Source organism: Idiomarina piscisalsi, assembly GCF_002211765.1.
In the GTDB taxonomy this organism is placed as follows: domain Bacteria; phylum Pseudomonadota; class Gammaproteobacteria; order Enterobacterales; family Alteromonadaceae; genus Idiomarina; species Idiomarina piscisalsi_A.
On record NZ_CP022133.1, the window covers coordinates 35,399 to 53,269 of the forward strand.

At 48.2% G+C, this 17,871-nt stretch carries 16 protein-coding genes; 10 read left to right on the plus strand and 6 right to left on the minus strand.

Translation table 11 applies throughout. The annotated features are described in order from the left end of the window. Nucleotides 1-5: 5 nt before the first annotated feature. Nucleotides 6-377 carry a DUF4168 domain-containing protein gene (locus tag CEW91_RS00180; RefSeq protein WP_088767131.1) on the minus strand — a complete coding sequence of 124 codons (372 nt, stop codon included), beginning with the start codon at nt 375-377 and terminating at the stop codon, nt 6-8. A 169-nt stretch (nt 378-546) separates the two neighbouring features. On the opposite strand from CEW91_RS00180, the gene CEW91_RS00185 reads away from it, so the two are divergent. The 3 genes from CEW91_RS00185 (at nt 547) to CEW91_RS00195 (ending at nt 4,135) form a co-directional block, all read left to right on the plus strand. Beyond that, on the plus strand, nt 547-2,034 hold the full coding sequence (locus tag CEW91_RS00185; protein WP_232506988.1) for a sensor histidine kinase: 1,488 nt from the start codon (nt 547-549) through the stop codon (nt 2,032-2,034). Further along, nucleotides 2,034-3,374, plus strand: a complete 1,341-nt coding sequence (locus tag CEW91_RS00190) for a sigma-54-dependent transcriptional regulator (RefSeq protein WP_088767132.1) — start codon at nt 2,034-2,036, stop codon at nt 3,372-3,374. Before CEW91_RS00185 ends, CEW91_RS00190 begins: the two co-directional genes overlap by 1 nt. 74 nt (nt 3,375-3,448) lie before the next feature. Then, nucleotides 3,449-4,135, plus strand: a complete 687-nt coding sequence (locus CEW91_RS00195) for a type 1 glutamine amidotransferase domain-containing protein (RefSeq protein WP_088767133.1) — start codon at nt 3,449-3,451, stop codon at nt 4,133-4,135. Nucleotides 4,136-4,141: 6 nt separating this feature from the next. On the opposite strand, the gene CEW91_RS00200 is transcribed toward CEW91_RS00195, so the two are convergent. Both CEW91_RS00200 and CEW91_RS00205 read right to left on the minus strand, forming a co-directional pair. Next, a complete protein-coding gene (locus tag CEW91_RS00200) occupies nt 4,142-6,193 on the minus strand; it encodes a TonB-dependent receptor family protein (protein WP_088767134.1) in 2,052 nt (683 codons plus the stop codon). Between the two features lie 2 nt (nt 6,194-6,195). Then, nucleotides 6,196-7,329 carry a PQQ-dependent sugar dehydrogenase gene (locus CEW91_RS00205; RefSeq protein ID WP_088767135.1) on the minus strand — a complete coding sequence of 378 codons (1,134 nt, stop codon included), beginning with the start codon at nt 7,327-7,329 and terminating at the stop codon, nt 6,196-6,198. Nucleotides 7,330-7,458: 129 nt separating this feature from the next. Between CEW91_RS00205 and CEW91_RS00210 the strand changes: the two genes are divergently transcribed. Continuing rightward, on the plus strand, nt 7,459-8,970 hold the full coding sequence (locus CEW91_RS00210; RefSeq protein WP_088767136.1) for an FMN-binding glutamate synthase family protein: 1,512 nt from the start codon (nt 7,459-7,461) through the stop codon (nt 8,968-8,970). 10 nt (nt 8,971-8,980) lie between these two features. Here CEW91_RS00210 and CEW91_RS00215 read toward each other — a convergent pair whose 3' ends face one another. Beyond that, on the minus strand, nt 8,981-9,895 hold the full coding sequence (locus tag CEW91_RS00215; protein ID WP_088767137.1) for a hydrogen peroxide-inducible genes activator: 915 nt from the start codon (nt 9,893-9,895) through the stop codon (nt 8,981-8,983). 147 nt (nt 9,896-10,042) lie between these two features. Here CEW91_RS00215 and CEW91_RS00220 point away from each other — a divergent pair, with 147 nt between their 5' ends. The 6 genes from CEW91_RS00220 to CEW91_RS00245 all read left to right on the plus strand — a co-directional run bounded on the left by CEW91_RS00220 (nt 10,043) and on the right by CEW91_RS00245 (nt 15,647). Further along, entirely contained in the window at nt 10,043-10,588 is a 546-nt protein-coding gene (locus CEW91_RS00220) for a peroxiredoxin (protein WP_053954553.1), read from the plus strand. Nucleotides 10,589-10,602: 14 nt separating this feature from the next. Next, nucleotides 10,603-11,130, plus strand: coding sequence for a carboxymuconolactone decarboxylase family protein (locus CEW91_RS00225; RefSeq protein WP_088767138.1), 528 nt, complete (start codon nt 10,603-10,605; stop codon nt 11,128-11,130). A gap of 128 nt (nt 11,131-11,258) precedes the next feature. Then, nucleotides 11,259-12,491, plus strand: a complete 1,233-nt coding sequence (locus tag CEW91_RS00230) for a Zn-dependent hydrolase (protein ID WP_088767139.1) — start codon at nt 11,259-11,261, stop codon at nt 12,489-12,491. Between the two features lie 66 nt (nt 12,492-12,557). Beyond that, entirely contained in the window at nt 12,558-13,994 is a 1,437-nt protein-coding gene (ccoG, locus tag CEW91_RS00235) for a cytochrome c oxidase accessory protein CcoG (RefSeq protein WP_088767140.1), read from the plus strand. Further along, nucleotides 13,987-14,991, plus strand: a complete 1,005-nt coding sequence (locus CEW91_RS00240) for a serine/threonine protein kinase (RefSeq protein WP_088767141.1) — start codon at nt 13,987-13,989, stop codon at nt 14,989-14,991. Before ccoG ends, CEW91_RS00240 begins: the two co-directional genes overlap by 8 nt. Nucleotides 14,992-15,029: 38 nt before the next feature. Continuing rightward, entirely contained in the window at nt 15,030-15,647 is a 618-nt protein-coding gene (locus CEW91_RS00245; RefSeq protein WP_088767142.1) for a thiol:disulfide interchange protein DsbA/DsbL, read from the plus strand. A gap of 12 nt (nt 15,648-15,659) precedes the next feature. On the opposite strand, the gene CEW91_RS00250 is transcribed toward CEW91_RS00245, so the two are convergent. Beyond that, nucleotides 15,660-16,895 carry a mechanosensitive ion channel family protein gene (locus CEW91_RS00250; protein WP_088767143.1) on the minus strand — a complete coding sequence of 412 codons (1,236 nt, stop codon included), beginning with the start codon at nt 16,893-16,895 and terminating at the stop codon, nt 15,660-15,662. A gap of 11 nt (nt 16,896-16,906) precedes the next feature. After that, nucleotides 16,907-17,818: an acyltransferase gene (locus CEW91_RS00255; RefSeq protein WP_088767144.1), complete on the minus strand. Its 912-nt coding sequence runs from the start codon at nt 17,816-17,818 to the stop codon at nt 16,907-16,909. Nucleotides 17,819-17,871 lie beyond the last annotated feature (53 nt).

The following is a 17,871-nucleotide window of genomic DNA, read 5'->3' on the forward strand; positions in this document are numbered from 1 at the left end:
GCGAATTAAGAGTCAGACGTTAACTCTTCTAAGCGAGCGCGTAACTCTTCATCATTCTGTGCTTGTTGAATGATCATGTTGTACTGCTGAGGCGTCAGACCCGCCTCTTCAACCGCTGCAATCATTTCTTGCTGAGCAGACTGTTGAATATTACGAGCTTCTTCCTGGTTTTCTGCATTTTGGAATTTTGCACGGTATTTTTCAGTAACGCCCTGTACTTCTTCCATTGCTGAAACAAACTTAACCAGCATACCTTCGGTAATTTCCTGGGTTTGCTGTTGTTGTGTCATGGTGTCTTGCGCTTGTTGCTGCTGTGCCATAGCGGCAGTGCTACCCAGTGCGAATACCGTAGCCAATGCAATGATTGTCTTTTGCATGATAATCTCCTTGTTGATTCTGCCAGATTGATTAACGCACTATTTAAAGCGAAGACTGTGCCAACTCTATAAGATACTGTTATTAATGTGCTTTTTGTTTGATAAGTAATCTTTAAGGCAGACACTTTGGAAAATGTGTATCCTGAGTACACAGCCAAAGGAGGAAAGTGTGACAAAAGTATACAGATGGCCGCTTTCTAGTTTGCAACGCCGCTTACTTGCTTACGTCGTTTTCCCCATGCTGCTTATTTCGGGCGTAGCTATCAGTGTGGGCTTACAGGTGGCTTCAGAGGAAGCTAATGATCGTTTAAAAAGCGACTTAGAACTTTTGGGGCGCGCTATCAGCTTACCGATTAGTGATGCGTTGGTTAATAATGACTTAGATACAGTACAAGCTAACCTCGACTCTGTTTTTAGTATCGGCCGTGTTTACGGCGCATCGGTTTACAACGTTTACGGCGAGCAAGTTGCTGAGGCGGGGGTAACGGAAACCGATTTAAGTAATAGTCAGTTAGCGTTACAAACGGTGCAAACCGGAATAAAACAGGATGACTACCGGCGGGTAGAGGGACGTGATGTTTTCTCACAGTTCCTTCCTATAGTGGACAGAGGCGGCAGAATTATCGGGTTATTGCAAATTAACCGCCGAGCCAGTGACTTTGATGAGTCTTTCGAAGAACTTAGCCAATATGCCTGGTTAACCTGGGGCGCCTTTGCCGTTATTACCATCGCCGTATTGGTATTCGGTCATTATCGAGGTGTGGGGCGACACGTTGTCAAACTGAAAGATGCGATGCTGCAAGTGGCGGAAGGTAACCGCAACGCGCGTGTAGAACCTGAAGGTCCCTCCGAATTGCAGGAAGTTGCCCAGGGGCTGAATCGAATGCTGGACAGTATTGAAAATGCCGAAAAGGAGCTAGAGCAGAGACGTCAGCATGAAACCTCACTTCAGCAGGCATTGCGCGAACAGGAAAAAATGGCGGCTATCGGTAGCGTCGCTAGTGGAGTAGCACACGAACTTGGGGCGCCACTCACCGTAATAGATGGTCGCGCCAGTCGCCTTTTAAGAACCCACAAAGATGAAGAAAGTCAGCGTCAGCTGCAAGCGGTGCGTGGTCAAGTGCAACGCCTAACCGGGTTGGTGAATCAGCTTCTCGCATTCTCCAGAACACCGGTTCAGCAGAGAGAAACCTTATCGCTTCAGTCTTTGGTTGAAACGGCAGTAACCAGTATTCAGTTTGAGCAAGATAAAGGCTCAGCCAAAGTCGAGCTGGGTGAGTTACCGGCTGTCACGTTAAAAGTGGATAGTAAGCGGCTTGAACTGGCGTTGGTGAATGTCATGCGCAATGCGTTACAGGCAGCAAAACATATCGTGCACTTGCATGCCGAGCTCGATAACAGCAATACCTTGAAAATTATTATCGATGATGATGGTGCGGGCTTGCCGGAAAACATGAAAGAGAAAGCCCTGCACCCTTTTGAAACCAATAAACCACAAGGTAAAGGGACCGGTTTGGGGCTGACGATAGTGAAACATGTGTTGAGTGATCATCAGGGTGAACTGACACTAACGAATAATGACAAGGGTGGTTGTCGCGTTATTTTAAGCTTACCAGCCTCAAGCCTGGCTGATACGTCAGTGATAGGAGAACAATAATGGCTGTACTTAAAGCTGTCATTGGTGTGATTGAAGATGACCCGGCTTTGCAGGAGCTTTTGGTCGAAGAACTTGAAGCAGAAGGCTACCAAGTGAACGCATGGGGAAGCTTAGAAGAGTTTCAATGCAGTAAGGCAAGTCCCGATTTAATTGTCAGCGATATACGACTGCCGGGAAAGTCAGGGCTCACTTTGCTGGCAAGCTTAAAACAGCAGGAGAACCCACCGGCGCTGCTGCTGATAACAGCATTTGGCACAGTTGACCAGGCGGTTGATGCGTTGAAAAAAGGCGCCGATGACTTTCTGACTAAACCGCTGGATATTGAGCACCTGCTATTGAGCGTTGATCGGATACTAGAGCATCGTTCATTGCAGCGGGAACTGAAACGTTACAAGCAGCAACAGAAAGGCCCCGGTGGCTTGGTAGGGCAAAGTCCCGCCATGCGTAAGCTTTATGACCAAATTGAACACATTGCGCCAACGGGTGGCAGTGTCCTTATTACCGGCGAAAGCGGCACGGGTAAGGAGTTAGTCGCTAAAGCCCTGCATGAACTGAGCGACAGAGCTGACAAACCATTTCAGGCCGTTAACTGTGCGGGCATTCCTGCTGACTTAATGGAAAGTGAGTTCTTTGGCCATGCTGCGGGGGCTTTTACCGGCGCACAGAATAAACGTCAGGGTCTTTTAAAGCAAGCTGATGGCGGCACCTTGTTGCTCGATGAAATTGGCGAAATGCCGATGGCGCTCCAGGCCAAATTATTGCGTGTTTTACAAGAAGGTACTATAAGAGCTGTTGGTAGCGATAAAGAAGAACAAGTGGACGTTCGCATTCTTGCTGCGACGCACCAGGACTTAGAGCGTTTGGTTGAAGAGGGTAAGTTCCGGCAGGATTTATTTTATCGTCTGGAAACGTTCAGTTTGCGCGTTCCTCCTTTGCGTGAGCGAGGTGAAGATATTGAGCGGCTGGCGAACTTTTTTCTTCAGCAACAGCAAAAAAGTAGCGATAAAGTGGTACGCGGAATTTCGGCGGAGGCTCTCGATTTATTGTATCGGTATCCGTTTCCGGGCAACGTTAGGGAACTTCAAAACGCCATAGAGCGGGCATTTGCGTTCTCCAGTAACGACACTTTGTCAGTCGATGACTTTCCGCAGCGTATCGTTGAAAAAAGTGATACCAGTCAGCCGGCGGCGACCTCGGCCTGGCCAACGCTGGATGAATACCAAAGCCAATATATTAGAAAAGTGTTAGAGCATACCGACGGCAATAAGTCGCAGGCGGCGCAGATACTAGGGGTGACTCGGCGCACGTTATATCGCTGGCTTGATAACGCCTCGGAATGATCAAAAAAGAGCCCGTATTCGTAGAAGGGCGGTAAGTTAATAGAAAATTTCAGACGAAATTTAAGGAGTACCCAGTGAAAGTATTAATGGTTTTAACCTCACACGACAAGCTCGGCGATACCGATCATAAGACCGGCTTTTGGGTTGAGGAATTTGCTGCACCTTACTACGTGTTTGTGGATGCGGGTGTTGAGGTCACGCTGGCGTCTCCAAAAGGTGGTAAGCCGCCGATGGATCCAAACAGCACAGCGCCAGATGCGCAAACAGAAGCCACGGAGCGTTTGGAAAATGACGCTAAGGCGCAACACAAGCTCGAAACAACCTGCACATTGGACGATGTTGACCCCGATGATTTTGACGCTATTTTTTATCCGGGTGGTCACGGACCGTTGTGGGATTTAACCAATAACGAAAAGTCGATTAAATTGATTGAGCAATTCTGGAGTAAAGGAAAGCCGGTTTCTGCGGTGTGCCATGCGCCGGCAGTACTGTTGAATGCGAAAACACCAAGTGGCGACCCCATTGTTCAGGGCCGTACGGTAACGGGCTTTAGTAACTCTGAAGAAGCGGCCGTTGAATTGACGGACGTCGTGCCTTTCTTGTTGGAAGACGAACTGACCGCGAAAGGCGGCCATTATCGTAAAGTTGATGACTGGCAAGCCTATGCGGTTCAGGACGGTATGCTGATTACCGGCCAGAACCCAGCATCATCAGAGCAGACGGCTCAGCGCCTGCTTGATGTGCTGAGAGCGATGGTCTAAAACCACTCAGAAGCGTCGGCGCCAGCTAATGCCGACGCTTGCTTGTCGTCCTATTCCGGGTTCAAACGAGCGCCCGCTTCCCTGATTCACAACCACCGCACTGACGTAATCTTTGTCGGTAATATTGTCGACCCGAACCCATACGTTCAATTCGCTGTTCGACCATTGCCATTCCCGGCTCGCCGCAAAATTCCAAGTGGTGTAAGACGGTGCAAAGGTGTCATTTGCATCATTAACCGGGGTTTCGTCACGATACTGACCTGAAACTTGAACCAACCACTGCTCGGTTGGCTGCCAGTTGAAACGCAAATACCCCTGACTTTCGGCCACACCGGGCAGTTGGTTATCCTGTAACGGACCTTCGCCAAATACCGCATCTATATAGCTGTAGGAAACCAATAGGTTTAACTGCTGTGTCAACGCGCCGTTAATGGTGAGCTCGGCACCTTCGCGAGAGGTCTCAGAGGCATTACGATATGTCGTTCTGCCATCGTTCGACTGATCAACCAATATCTCGTTGTCGCTTTCAATACCAAAGAAGGCTAAATGCAAACGCCAGCCTTTTGGTAGCTGGTGCTTAATGCCCCATTCCCACTGGTCATTGGTGGACGGTCCGAGTTCGCGGTTTAAACCGGAACCTTGATTTCGATAAGCAAGCTCAGTGAGCGTCGGTGTTTCGAAGCCTTGACCAAGGCTTAAATAAGTGGCGGATGTGGGTAAAAACTGCCAAGTCAGAGAGGCTGCTGCGGTGGTTTCCTGAAACTCGCTACTGCCACTGTCATCGGCACCATCAAGCTCCGTAAAGTAGTCTTTAACGTCGTAGCTGATATCGCTGTACCGCACGCCACCGGTTGCTGACCACTCTGCACTTAATTGCCACTGAAAGCGCAGGTAAGCGGATGCGTTGTCTATCCAATTAAATTCGTCACGGCGCAACTCACCCTTTTCACCATTGTCATTCACATAGCCAAAGCGATGATCCTGCTGTCGCTCAAGTTGTGCACCAAAGGTCGCAGACCAGTTATTCCCGCGATGACGCCAGCGTGCGTGCGCGCCTTCAAATTGGCGAGAGACATCAATGACCGCACCGGAGCTGGTGTAAATCCCGTCGTCGTTAACGCTATCGCCAGCGAAAGGCAGGAACTGCTCAATCTCGCGGTCACCTTGCCAAACAGAGACTAAGCCTTCGCCATTGTCTCGCTCGTGAAACCAGCTCAAAGAGCCTTGTCGATGATGAATGTCTTTGCGGGTATTAAAGTCGATAGCACGCTGAACGGTTTGCGTTGGATCCTCACGCCAGGCCTCAGGCGTTAAAGCGCTGGGGTCTTGCAACAGCGGTGCGTCATTATTGTCGTAGCGCAGAATAAAACGGTTATGATCGTCCCATTGATGGTACCAGCGTACGGCCTGTTGCTGGCGCTCTGCAGAATTGTGGCGACGTGGGCCATCGGTCTGAAAGTCGGTTGCCATAAGCTGTAGCTGCTTGGTGTCCGTTGCCCATTGCGCATTGACACGGTAGCGTTGTGTGTCGTTTTCACTGAACTGACCGCCCCACTCTAGCGCCGTTTCGGTGGGTTGGCGACTGAACCACTCAACCACCCCGCCCCCGGAGTTACCATACAGCGTGGCCAAAGGCCCACGGAGCACTTCTAATGAGTCAACATTGTCGAGAATGAAGCTAGAGGTTTGCGCCTGTCCATCGGGCATGGACAGAGGAATGCCATCGACGTTCAGTTGCAAGCCACGCACACCAAAAGCGGCTCTGGAACCGAAACCGCGAACCACTAACCGGGCGTCCTGTGCGTAGTTGTAACGGTTATCGGCCTGAATCCCTGCGACACCTGCTAACGCGTCGCCAGCATCAATGTTCATTGAAGGCAGTGTATTCTCGATGTTCACCCGATCGATACTCGCCGCGGTTGTCAGCCAGGGCGTTTCGCTTTCTGTTGCCGTAACGACAACGGTTTCGTCCACTTCGGCGGACTGCACAACGAAAGAGGCCGCCAGTAAAGGCAGCCCCGTGTAAGTTAGTTTTTTAAATACCGCTGAATACAACATTGTTAATCTGCCGGTTTAATTTGAAGAATTGAGCCATTGGACTCGTCGGTCAGCAAATAAAGAAAGCCATCAGGTCCTTGATTAATATCACGAATACGTGCATCTATTGTGTCCTCAAACAAGCGCTCTTCGTGCATCATTCGCCCTTCGTATAAGTCCAGTCGAGCCACTAACGAGCTTTTCAGAGCGGCCACGAAAAAGTCACCTTTCCAGTCAGGGAAAGCGTCGCCGGTATAAAAAGTCGCGCCAGCGGTAGCAATTGACGGTACCCAGTAATAAAACGGTTGTTCCATGCCTTCTTTCACCGCGTCTTCACTAATAATGGCTCCGCCATAGTCAACACCGTAAGTGATTTCAGGCCAACCATAATTCTTACCGGCTTTAGGGATGTTAACTTCGTCACCGCCTTGTGGACCATGCTCTACCGTCCAGAGCTCACCGGTATCAGGATGAATGTCAGCGCCTTGCACATTGCGGTGGCCATAAGACCAAATCTCATCTAAAGCGTTATCTTGGCCAACAAAGGGGTTATCTTCAGGAATACTGCCGTCGGGCCAAATGCGTACGACTTTACCATGGTGGTTATCCAGTGTTTGAGCGTCATCCATGCGTGAATAACGGTCACCTAAAGTAACAAACAGGTGTCCTTCAGGCGAGAACACTAAGCGCGAACCAAAGTGTGCGTTGCTTTCGTATTTCGGAGCCTGGCGGAAAATCACCTCTTTATCGGTAAAGGCTTTGTCGACCAGCTTTGCTCTCATTACGGCTGTGCTGTTACCTTTGCCACCGTCTTGCGCCGGCTCTGAATAGCTAATATATACCCACTGATTACTCTCAAAGTCTGGATCGATCGTTACATCGAGCAGACCTCCCTGACTCTTTGCGACAACCTCAGGCGTACCACTTATCTTCTCCCGGTATTGACCGTTTTCAGACACCCAATAAAGATCCCCGGAACGTTCGGTGACTAACACACTGTTGTCTGGCAAAAATGTCATGCCCCACGGGTTGGTGAAACCGTCAGCAAAAGTGGATACGGTGACTTTATGGCGTTCCGTTTCAACCGTGTCTGCTACCGCCGTCATGCTTGTAGAGGCTGCCAGCAATGCGGTGAATACGAGTTTTCGATTAAACATAAGGGTCTCCTTTGTTTGTCATTATTTTCAGTATACGCCATTCGTTGAAATTTTGATGACTCTTCGCTTGATCTGTTTATGGCTTTAGCCGTTAATAGACGTATTAATCCATAAAAAAGTGCGAATGGAATGAGCGAGAAGCTTTTTGGTACGGACTCTCTTTTGGTATTAGCGCAATGGCTAGCGGCTATTTTTGTGCTTCTTTTTATTACCCTGATTGTGTCTGTTGGTGTGATGTATGTGGTGGATAAAACCCAGAACAAACACACGATTCGACGTAACTACCCTGTTGTGGGGCGTTTTCGTTATATTTTCGAGCGTATGGGCGAATTTATGCGCCAATATTTCTTTGCCATGGACCGCGAAGAAATGCCGTTTAACCGTGCCCAACGCAGTTGGGTGTATCGGGCGGCTAAAAACGCTGACCGAAACGTTGCTTTTGGCTCAACGCGAGACTTAACCCGTACCGGCACCATTATTTTCAGTAATGCGCCCTATCCACCTCTTGCCGAACAAGCAGCGGCGCCCGAACCTGTGCTTATAGGCCCTTACTGTGAAACACCCTATTCCCCCATTTCGTATTTTCACATTTCAGGAATGAGTTACGGTGCTTTGTCTCCGGTGGCGGTTAAATCTTTATCGCAAGGGGCTGAAAAGGCCGGGTGCTGGATGAATACCGGCGAAGGAGGTTTGTCGCCCTATCACCTGGTTGGTCATTGCGACATTGTATTTCAAATGGGAACCGCGAAGTTCGGTGTTCGCGATAAGGAAGGTCGCCTGGATGAAAATCGTTTGGCAGAGCTTGGCCGTCACGACAACGTCAAAATGTTCGAAATTAAGCTCAGTCAGGGGGCAAAGCCTGGCAAAGGCGGTATTTTGCCTGGCATAAAAGTGAATGAAGAAATCGCGCAAATTCGTGGCATCGAAGTTGGTAAAGATGCGATTAGTCCGAATCGTCATCCGGAAATCAGCAACAACGAGGAGCTGCTCGACTTTATTGACAAGGTTCGAACCATTACCGGTAAACCAACGGGTTTTAAATTTGTTATGGGCGACCCAAGCTGGATCGATGAACTGATTGACTCGATTCTAACGCGGGGCGTTGAATCCGCGCCTGACTTCATTACGCTCGACAGCGCGGACGGAGGCACTGGTGCGGCACCACAACCGCTGATGGACTACGTTGGACTAAAAGTATCTGAGAGCCTTCCGGTTTTGGTTGATAAGCTCACGGAAGCGGGCTTGCATGGGCGGGTTCGAGTGGTTGTTTCCGGTAAAATGATAACGCCGGCTGATGTGGCCTGGGCGATTGCGATGGGAGCTGACTTTGTTACGTCTGCCCGAGGTTTTATGTTCTCGTTAGGTTGTATTCAAGCTATGCAATGCAATAAAAACACCTGTCCCACCGGTGTGACAACTGACGACCCTAAACTGATGAAAGGGCTCGATCCAACGGACAAGTGCGTTCGCGTCGCAAACTATCATAAATACATGGAATACGGGGTAAACATCATTGCGCACTCTTGTGGCGTGACCGATCCACGCCAGCTCAATCGACGCCATGCCCGGGTGATTAAACCGGACGGCGAGAGTATCAGTCTGGCAGAAAGATACCCTCTGCCGCCGGCAAGAAGACGCTAACCGCTTGCGGTTAGCGCAAGGTATTAATTGGCAGTAGTTGAGCGATTTCTTCCGCAACTTTGCGGAATGTTTGACGGCGACTGGTGGTTGGCCGGTATACCAAGCCAATATCACGAGACGCCTCTTGTCCGGTCGGTTTTAACGGCACTAAGTCGGTATTGCTGAGGATGCCCCGGTCTATCGCCATTTGCGGAATAAAGGTTGCCCCTAAACGAGCGTCTGCCATTTGCACCAGGCTGTGCAGGCTGGTGGCGGTAAATGGATTCATTTTTATCGAGTCGGTTAACTGACACGCCGCTACCGCGTGACCGGTCATGCAATGCTCTTTTTCCAGCAGGAATATGCTTCTGTCCGGAAGCTTGTCGTAGTCGACAGGTTCACCAAGGTTGTCCGCCAGGTCTTTGTGGACAACCAGTTTAAAGGGGTCGCGGCCGAGTACCCATTTTTGATTGCCCTGGATGTCCATGGGGAGTGCCAGTAGTAAAATATCGAGCTCACCGTTTTTCAGTCGCAGCAATAAGTTCTGAGTTGTGTCTTCGGAAATCTGCAATAGCAACTTAGGGTATAAATCCTGCAACTGCTTGCTTAACTGGCCAATGATAAAAGGTGCGATAGTGGGTATAACCCCTAAGCGCAATGGACCTTCCATCACATTGCCCTGGCCCTGGGCGTAATGGCTCAGTTCTTCGGCTGCACTGAGAATCTGCCGCGCACGCTCAACCACTTCTTCACCTAATGCCGTAAACAAAAACGACTTGTGGTCACGCTCGATGAGCTGACAGCCCAATTGCTCTTCTAAGTTTTGAATACCGCTGCTTAATGTGGACTGGCTGACATTACATTCAGCTGCCGCGCGATTAAAGTTTTGCTCTTGATGCAACGCCAGCAAATAACTGAGGTTTTTTAAACTGGGTAATTTGCTCATGGTTTTCCCTTTGCAATGAACTTAATTGGTATTTCCGATTATCATAATCCGTTTTATTCGTTTTATCCAATATTCCCCCATCCGTACACTAGCTCTCGACTCGTTAAGGAACGAATAAATTTAAATCCCAATTTAAGGAGACACCTTATGTTAACAGTAGGCGATAAGTTACCAGAATTCAGCGTTGTTGCAGCAAAACCTAAGTTCAACATGCCTGAAGAAAACGGCGAGAGCGCGTTTGAAACCATCGATAACAGCAGCTTTGCCGGTAAATGGAAAATTATTTTCTTCTACCCAAAAGACTTCACGTTCGTTTGCCCAACTGAGATTGTTGAGTTCGCAAAATTGAACGAAGACTTCGCAGATCGTGACGCGGTTGTTATGGGCGGCAGCACAGACAACGAATTTGTGAAATTAGCATGGCGCCGCGAGCACCCGGATCTTGATCGTTTGAACCAGTACTCTTTCGCGGACAACGGCTCTTTAGTCGACGGTCTGGGCGTACGTGACAAAGAAGAGAACGTCGCTTTGCGCGCAACTTTCGTTGTTGACCCACACAACGTGATTCAACACGTATCGGTAAACAACCTGAACGTGGGTCGTAATCCAGCAGAAATTCTGCGTATTTTAGACGGCTTACAAACAGACGAACTGTGCCCATGTAACCGAGCCGTTGGTGGTGACACGCTTTAATAAGGAGTTAATTCATGTCAATTGCCGATTATAAACAGTTACTCGGTGATCACAGCAAAGACACCAAGCTGAACTTGTCGAGCCTGTTCTCTAACGTAGACGCATCAGGTTTAACAACAGACCAGTTTTACGGTACAGCACTGTCTTTGGTGTACAGCTTGGCGGATAACGAACTTATCGAAGCTGTGGAAGAAGAAGCCGAAGGTAAAATCGAAGACAATGTGAAGACAGCGGCAAAAACTGCGGCGTCTTTAATGGCCATGAACAACGTGTATTACCGGTTCCTGCACTTATCTAGCGATAAGCAGTTTGGCAAAATGCCAGCCGGTCTGCGCATGAATGCAATGGCTAACCCGGGTGTTGATAAAGCCGACTTTGAGCTTTTCTCACTGGCGGTGTCAGCACTGAACGGATGTGGAATGTGCATTGACTCGCACGTGCAAACGTTAATGAAACATGACGTAACAGCACAAGCGATTCAATCATCCATTAAGTTGGCGGCGGTACTTAATGCAGCCTTAACTGCACGCAAACTGTCGTAAACCCTCTAGGGGCTCCCCTTTGCCCCATGCAACGCTTGCCCGCACTGTCATGGTGCGGGCTTTTTTATGTTTGTTTGGTTGCTATGCAGGTTTTGTCCTAAGCTTAAAACAAAGGCGAAGGAGGAACTATGCAAGGCATTAATGCTGATCGCTTAAAAAAATCCGTTCTGGAATTATCCAATATTGGCTATAACGACAATGACCACGGTGTTTACCGGTGGGGTTTTACCGACGCCGATATGGAAGCTCGACAATGGATGATGGAACAAGCCAAAGCCGAGGGTTTTGAAACCTTTATGGATGGCGCCGGTAATGTTTTTTTCGGTATTGGTGATTTTACTAAAAAGCCCGCAGTGCTAACCGGATCTCACCTTGATACGGTTCCCGCTGGTGGTATTTTCGATGGTGCTTTAGGTGTGCTGGCCGGCTTCGAAGTTTTGCGCTCGATCAAAGAAAACGACATTAAATTGAAGCATCCTGTATGGGTCGTTGGTACTGCCGAAGAAGAAGGCCGATTCGGTGGTATGATGGGCTCACAGGCAATCGCTGGTGTTATCAATCCAGACTGGCTAATGTCAGCACACGATGCCGATAATGTGTATTTAAAAGACGCGATGGCGGCGCACAGTATGAATGTCATGGATGTGTTGGATGCCGCCTGGCCGCCGGAGCGACTGAAAGCGTTTTATGAGCTGCATATTGAGCAAGGCCCGGTGTTGTTTCAAAAAGAAATAACCATTGGTGCCGTGGAAGGTATTTCCGGTGTGTTTAAATGGATAGTGCACTTGAAAGGCAAAGCGGATCATGCCGGTACGGCGCCTATGAATATGCGCAGTGATGCGTTTATGGGTCTGGCGGACTTTGCCCATGAAATTGACCGGATTATTGCCGAGGATGGTACCGATAAAACCCGAATTACCGTGGGTAAAGTCGACTTAAAACCCGGCAGTCCCCATACCGTGCCGGGGGAAGCCATTTTTACCATTGTCGGGCGTGATATGAGCAATGAGGTGATGAAAGAGCTGGCTGACTCGTGCAATAAAGCCCTGTCAGCCATTGCGCGAAAACACCGGCTGAAGTTTGAGTATGAAGAAGTCAGTTGGCTTGATCCTAAAGATTGTTCAAAGGCATTGACTCAGAAAATTATGGATAAGGCGAAAGCACGTAAATATTCGTGTTTGAAAATGCCCAGCGGTGCCGGTCACGACACACAGTTTTTGGCGGAATTAACCGATGCCGGGCTTATTTTTATTCCGTCTGTTAATGGTGTCAGCCATGCGCCGGACGAGTGGTCGCACTGGCACGATGTGGAAGCAGGTTGTAACATACTTTTTGATTGTATAATTGATTCAGCTCAGTGAGCTGCGCTTCTCAGTATGATCCGTTATACTAGGCGCACCTCGCCGTGACACTAAGTGGTATTGTTCATGGAACAAAAGCAAAAGATAACGGTTCAGTCTGCGGACAAAGTCAAAATCCAGCGTCCCGACGGACAAAAGCACAACAATAATTACTCCCCCCGTAGTCGCATTTATGTGCGTAGCGTAAAAGGTGCTCTAGAGTACTTTAGGCGTAGCTTTGGCTTTATTCTTCTGGGCGTATTTGCGCTGCTGCCCTGGCTTACTTATCAGGGCGAGCAAGCCATTTTGCTCGACATTATGGAGCAACGCTTCCGTATTTACGGTCTGACGCTGTGGCCGCAGGACTTCACCGTTGTTGCCTGGTTTGCCATTGTCGCGGCCGTTGCGTTGTTTTTTGTGACCACGATATTTGGCCGAGTTTGGTGCGGTTTTATGTGCCCCCAAACCACCTGGACCTTTATTTTTATGTGGTTTGAAAAGAAATTTGAAGGTCCGCGAAATAAGCGTATAAAGCTTGATGAACGAAAAATGGATTTTGACAAGCTGTGGCGCAAAACCGGTAAGCAACTAAGCTGGGTGTTGGTCGCTTTGCTGACATCCATGACGTTCGTTGGTTACTTTACCGATATTCGCGAACTCTTTATTAACTTCTTCACATTAGATGCCGGCTTCTGGGCAACCTTCAGTGTGCTTTTCTTCACCTTTTGCACCTACGGAAACGCCGGTTACATGCGCGAGATTATGTGTACGCACATGTGCCCGTACGCGCGCTTCCAGTCCGCCATGTTCGACAAAGACACCTACACGGTCTCTTATGATGCAGAGCGTGGCGAACCGCGCGGACCTCGTTCTCGTAAAGCAGACCCGGAGGAGAAAGGGTTAGGTCACTGTATAGACTGTTATATGTGTGTGCAGGTTTGCCCCACAGGCATTGATATCCGTAACGGGCTCCAGTACGAGTGCATTGACTGCGGAGCCTGTATTGATGCCTGTAATGAAGTAATGGATAAAATGAACTATCCACGAGGGCTTATTCGCTTCACCACCGAGCGCAACTTGGCGGCAAAAGAGAAAAAGCAGAAGACCAATCCATGGCGCATGAAAAGTATTGGTTACTTCATTATGTTGCTGGCGGTAAGTGCCGTTTTAATCTGGGATGTGGCGACGCGTATACCTTTGGAAGTTGATGTACTGCGTGACCGTAATCAGTTGTATCGTGAGAACATCGAAGGGCAGATTGAGAATGTATTCACGTTGAAGTTGGTGAATAAATCTCAGCAGGATCAAACCTATCGCATAGAAGTAAAAGGCTTTGAAGAGTTTGAGCTCATCGGTGAAACCACGAAAGACGTTTCTGCTGGTGAGGTAGGTACAATGCCGGTGACATTGGCGGTACCTCCGACGTTACTCGATGGTCAGGTGACAGAGTTTTACTTTGTGGTGACAGCCGTTGATAATGCGGACATCACAACTGAGCACCAAAGCCGTTTCTTATATGAGTAATTTGCTGGATCATTCGTCAGACTTTGCATTTCAGGGTCTGACGCCAGATATTGTTGTTAATGCGCTGGAATCTGTCGGACTGTATCCTGCTTCGGGATTGCTGGCGCTTAACAGTTATGAAAACCGTGTGTATCAATTCACCGATGACGACCGCAAACGTTATGTCGCGAAATTCTATCGTCCCAGTCGCTGGACCACAGAGCAAATACAAGAAGAGCTAAACTTTGCTGAAGAATTGGCGCAAGCGGAAGTACCGGCGGTATCGGCTTTGGCGCTGCAAGGTCAGCGCCTGCATGAATTCGATGGCTATCGCTTTTGTGTTTACCCAAGTGTTGGTGGACGCGCTTTTGAGCCGAATGATTTAGACGAGTTAGAGCGCCTGGGTCGCCAAATTGGTCGTATGCATGCGGTAGCAAAAGCTGGCCGTTTTGAAAGCCGTGAGACAATGACTTATGACGGCTTCGTTGCGCAGTCAGTGGTTGAACTGAAGCAATCTGAATTGTTGCCAGCGGAGCTTAAAGAGGCCTTCTTTGCCATTTTAGACCCCTTAGCGGAGCGCCTGAAAGACACGCCTTTGAATCAATTCGAGTTTCAACGCTTGCACGGAGACTGCCATATCGGCAACATTCTTCAATACGATGACAAACTGACTTTTGTCGACTTCGATGATTGTCGCTCCGGCCCGGCGTTGCAGGATCTCTGGATGATGCTGAGCGGACCTAAAGAAGAGCAGACGCTGCAACTCGATGCGTTAGTCTGTGGTTATGAAGATTTTTGCGATTTTGACACCGAACAAGTGGTTTTAATTGAACCTTTGCGCAGTTTCAGAATCATTCAATATATGGCATGGTTGTCGCGGCGTTGGCAAGACAGTGCATTTCAGCGGGCATTTCCGTGGTTTGCGGAAAGTCGTTATTGGGAGCAGCAAATTCTTGCGCTCAAAGAACAACTGGCGGGGCTTGACGATGCACCGCTAAACCTTGGTTTTAACGGATAATTTTAACGAGTAGTTTTAACAGATAACAGGAAGATGTAATGAAGAATTGGTTAGTCAGTATTATTGGCTCTTTATTGTTAGTGGTTGGTGTCGCTCAGGCTCAGGACTTTGAGGAAGGTGTACACTACGAAGTGATTGCAGACGAAGCGACCAGCAAGCCTGAAATTACAGAGTTCTTCTCTTTTTACTGTGTGCATTGCTTCCGCTTTGAACCTATTGCGAAAGAGATGAAATCTGAATATCCAAATGCGTTTCAAAAAGCGCATGTGTCCTTTATTAGCCCGCGCGGTAATGTCGGCGAGGAAATGACTCAGGCGTTTGTGGTAGCGGAAAAGCTGGGTAAAAGCGACGAATTGTCAGCCGCTATTTTTGATTACAACTTCAACAAGAATAATATGCTGACCAGCAAAGAAGACATTCGTAACGTATTTATTGTGAACGGTGTTTCTGGCGAAGAGTTTGATAAAGCAATGAAAAGCTTCACGGTAAGAACAGCAGCCGCAAGAATGGATCGCCGAGCGACTAATTTGGGTGTTAATGCGACGCCAACTTTTATCGTCAACGGTAAGTACAAAATGCTGCCGCAGGGGTTCCGCGACAGCGATGATTTTGTTGGTGATTTTACTGACTTAGCGGGTTACTTACTCGAAAAGTAAACCGCTTGGTTATTAGCTTTTAGGCTTGTAGTTACAATAAGCGCCTTCTTCATTTTTGGAGAAGGCGTTTTGGTTATTAAGATACTGATAATTTCTTAAGCCAAATTCAGGTAACACACTGTATAAATGCTCAATGATAGAGCTTTGAATCGCTTCGTATTTTGTCCAGGCCGTTTCTTTTGAAAAGGCGTAAATTTCTAAGGGAATCCCTGCGGCTGTAGGCTGCATTAGCCTTGCCATGCAAGTTAAGTCTTCGCGCACTTTCGGGTGGTTCTTCAAGTAACCATCGGCAAAGATTCGAAACGCTGTCAGGTTACTGATCGGCTTTTCTAAGTCATTCTCTTTGAGCCACTCATCGACTGATTTTCCGAAATACGTATCAGTAATGTTGTCGAGTTCATCATCGGAAAGAAGCTTAGAGCTGTCTAAGTCAATCATCAATGATCGTTTCATACGGCGACCGCCGGTTTCGATCATGCCCTGCCAATTTTTAAACGACTGATGAATTAATACATAGGTTGGCAGGTAAACAATGGTTTTATCCCAGTTTTCTACTTTCAGGGTGATAAGGCCAACTTCTTGTATGGTGCCATCCACGTTGTGATCAGGCAGTTCTATCCAGTCTCCAATAGCGACCATGCGGTTCGTAGCCAGCTGTACACCAGCGACAAAGCCCATCAGTGTGTCTCTGAACACTACCATGAGAATGGCAGTCATGGCGCCGAAACCGCTGAGTAAGTACATGGGGGACTTATTCATGATAATAGCCACGGTAATAATAATGGCCATTAGCACCAGAACCAATTTAACAACCTGGATAACGCCTGTTATTGGCACATCTCGTGTTTTTGGCGTGTAGTCGTAAGCTATCGACACAAAGTTAGCAATAGAGGTCAGAATACTAGTGATAACCCAGGTAAGATAAATACCAACAGCGGTTTGCAGCGGAGACTGCCAGCTTTCGAAGTCATCAGTGAACAGAACCGGAATAAAGCTGTTAATAATAACGACCGGTGCTAAGTTAGCACAACGCTTAAAGAATCCGCTATCGACCAGTGCGCGATACCAGCGTTCCGGCGCTTTTCGTAAGGCGCGTTCAATTGCATGATCAAACACCCAGCGAGCAATCGTGTAAGTAATATAGCTTGCGACCAAGATAATAGTGACACCGATGACCAGGCTGAGCCCCTGCAAATTGTTCTCGATGCCCATACTTTCCAGCCATTGCTTTATAAACTTAAAGTCCATTGCAACGTTCCTTATCGGTTTTCCGTGATGGTTTTACGGATAGCACTAATGGTTTGATCTTTCTCGTGCCAACGCAAGTTAAGCCAGTTTTGAAAGTGCTCTTTAAACTCTGGATCATTAGCGTAGTCGCCAATTAAGTCTGCTGTAACCGGCAGCGTTTTGATATCCACATAAACGTTTTTGAGTCGCCCGGTCAGTAAATGCCAAACAACGGGACGCGAGTCGTTACCCGGGTAAACAATAGTGACGTCTAAAATGGCCTCAAACTGTTCGCCCATGATTTGCATAGAAAAAGCGGTGCCGCCCGCTTTTGGAGGAAGTAGATTTTTAAACGGGCTGTTCTTTTTCTTATGTTTCTCTGGTGTGAAACGAGTACCTTCGCAGAAATTAACGACGGTTGTCGGAATATGTCGGAATTTAGCGCACGAGCGTGTCGTGGTTGCGATATCTTTGCCTTTAAGATGAGGCTTTTTCTTTATCAGTTCCTTTGAGTAGCGCTTCATAAAAGGCATGTCTAGGACCCAGCAACCCCAACCGATAACCGGTATCCACATAAGCTGAGATTTCAGGAAGAAGCGGGGTGTTGGCATATGGCGGCGAGTGAGGTGCATCAGCACAAGCACATCCACCCAGCTGCGGTGGTTTGCCATGACCATGTACCAGCCGTTTTCGTGAAGATCTAAGTCGCCTTTTATATGCCATTCCATGCGTTGAGTCAGTTGGAACATCATTGACATACAGTAAGCCCAGATGCGGAATAGACCGTTAGCAGCGGCTGAACACAAACGCTGAGTTACAGGAAAAGGCAAAAGAATTTTGAAAACACCAACACCGATAATCGAAACGCCAATAATAGCGGTTGTGATAACTCCCCACAGCAAGTGAGCGACGACTCTGAAGGGAATAAGTAACGATGTCAGCATATTTACTGGTGCCTTCCTAAAAGTGAATAGTTTCAGAAATAATAACTTAAGCC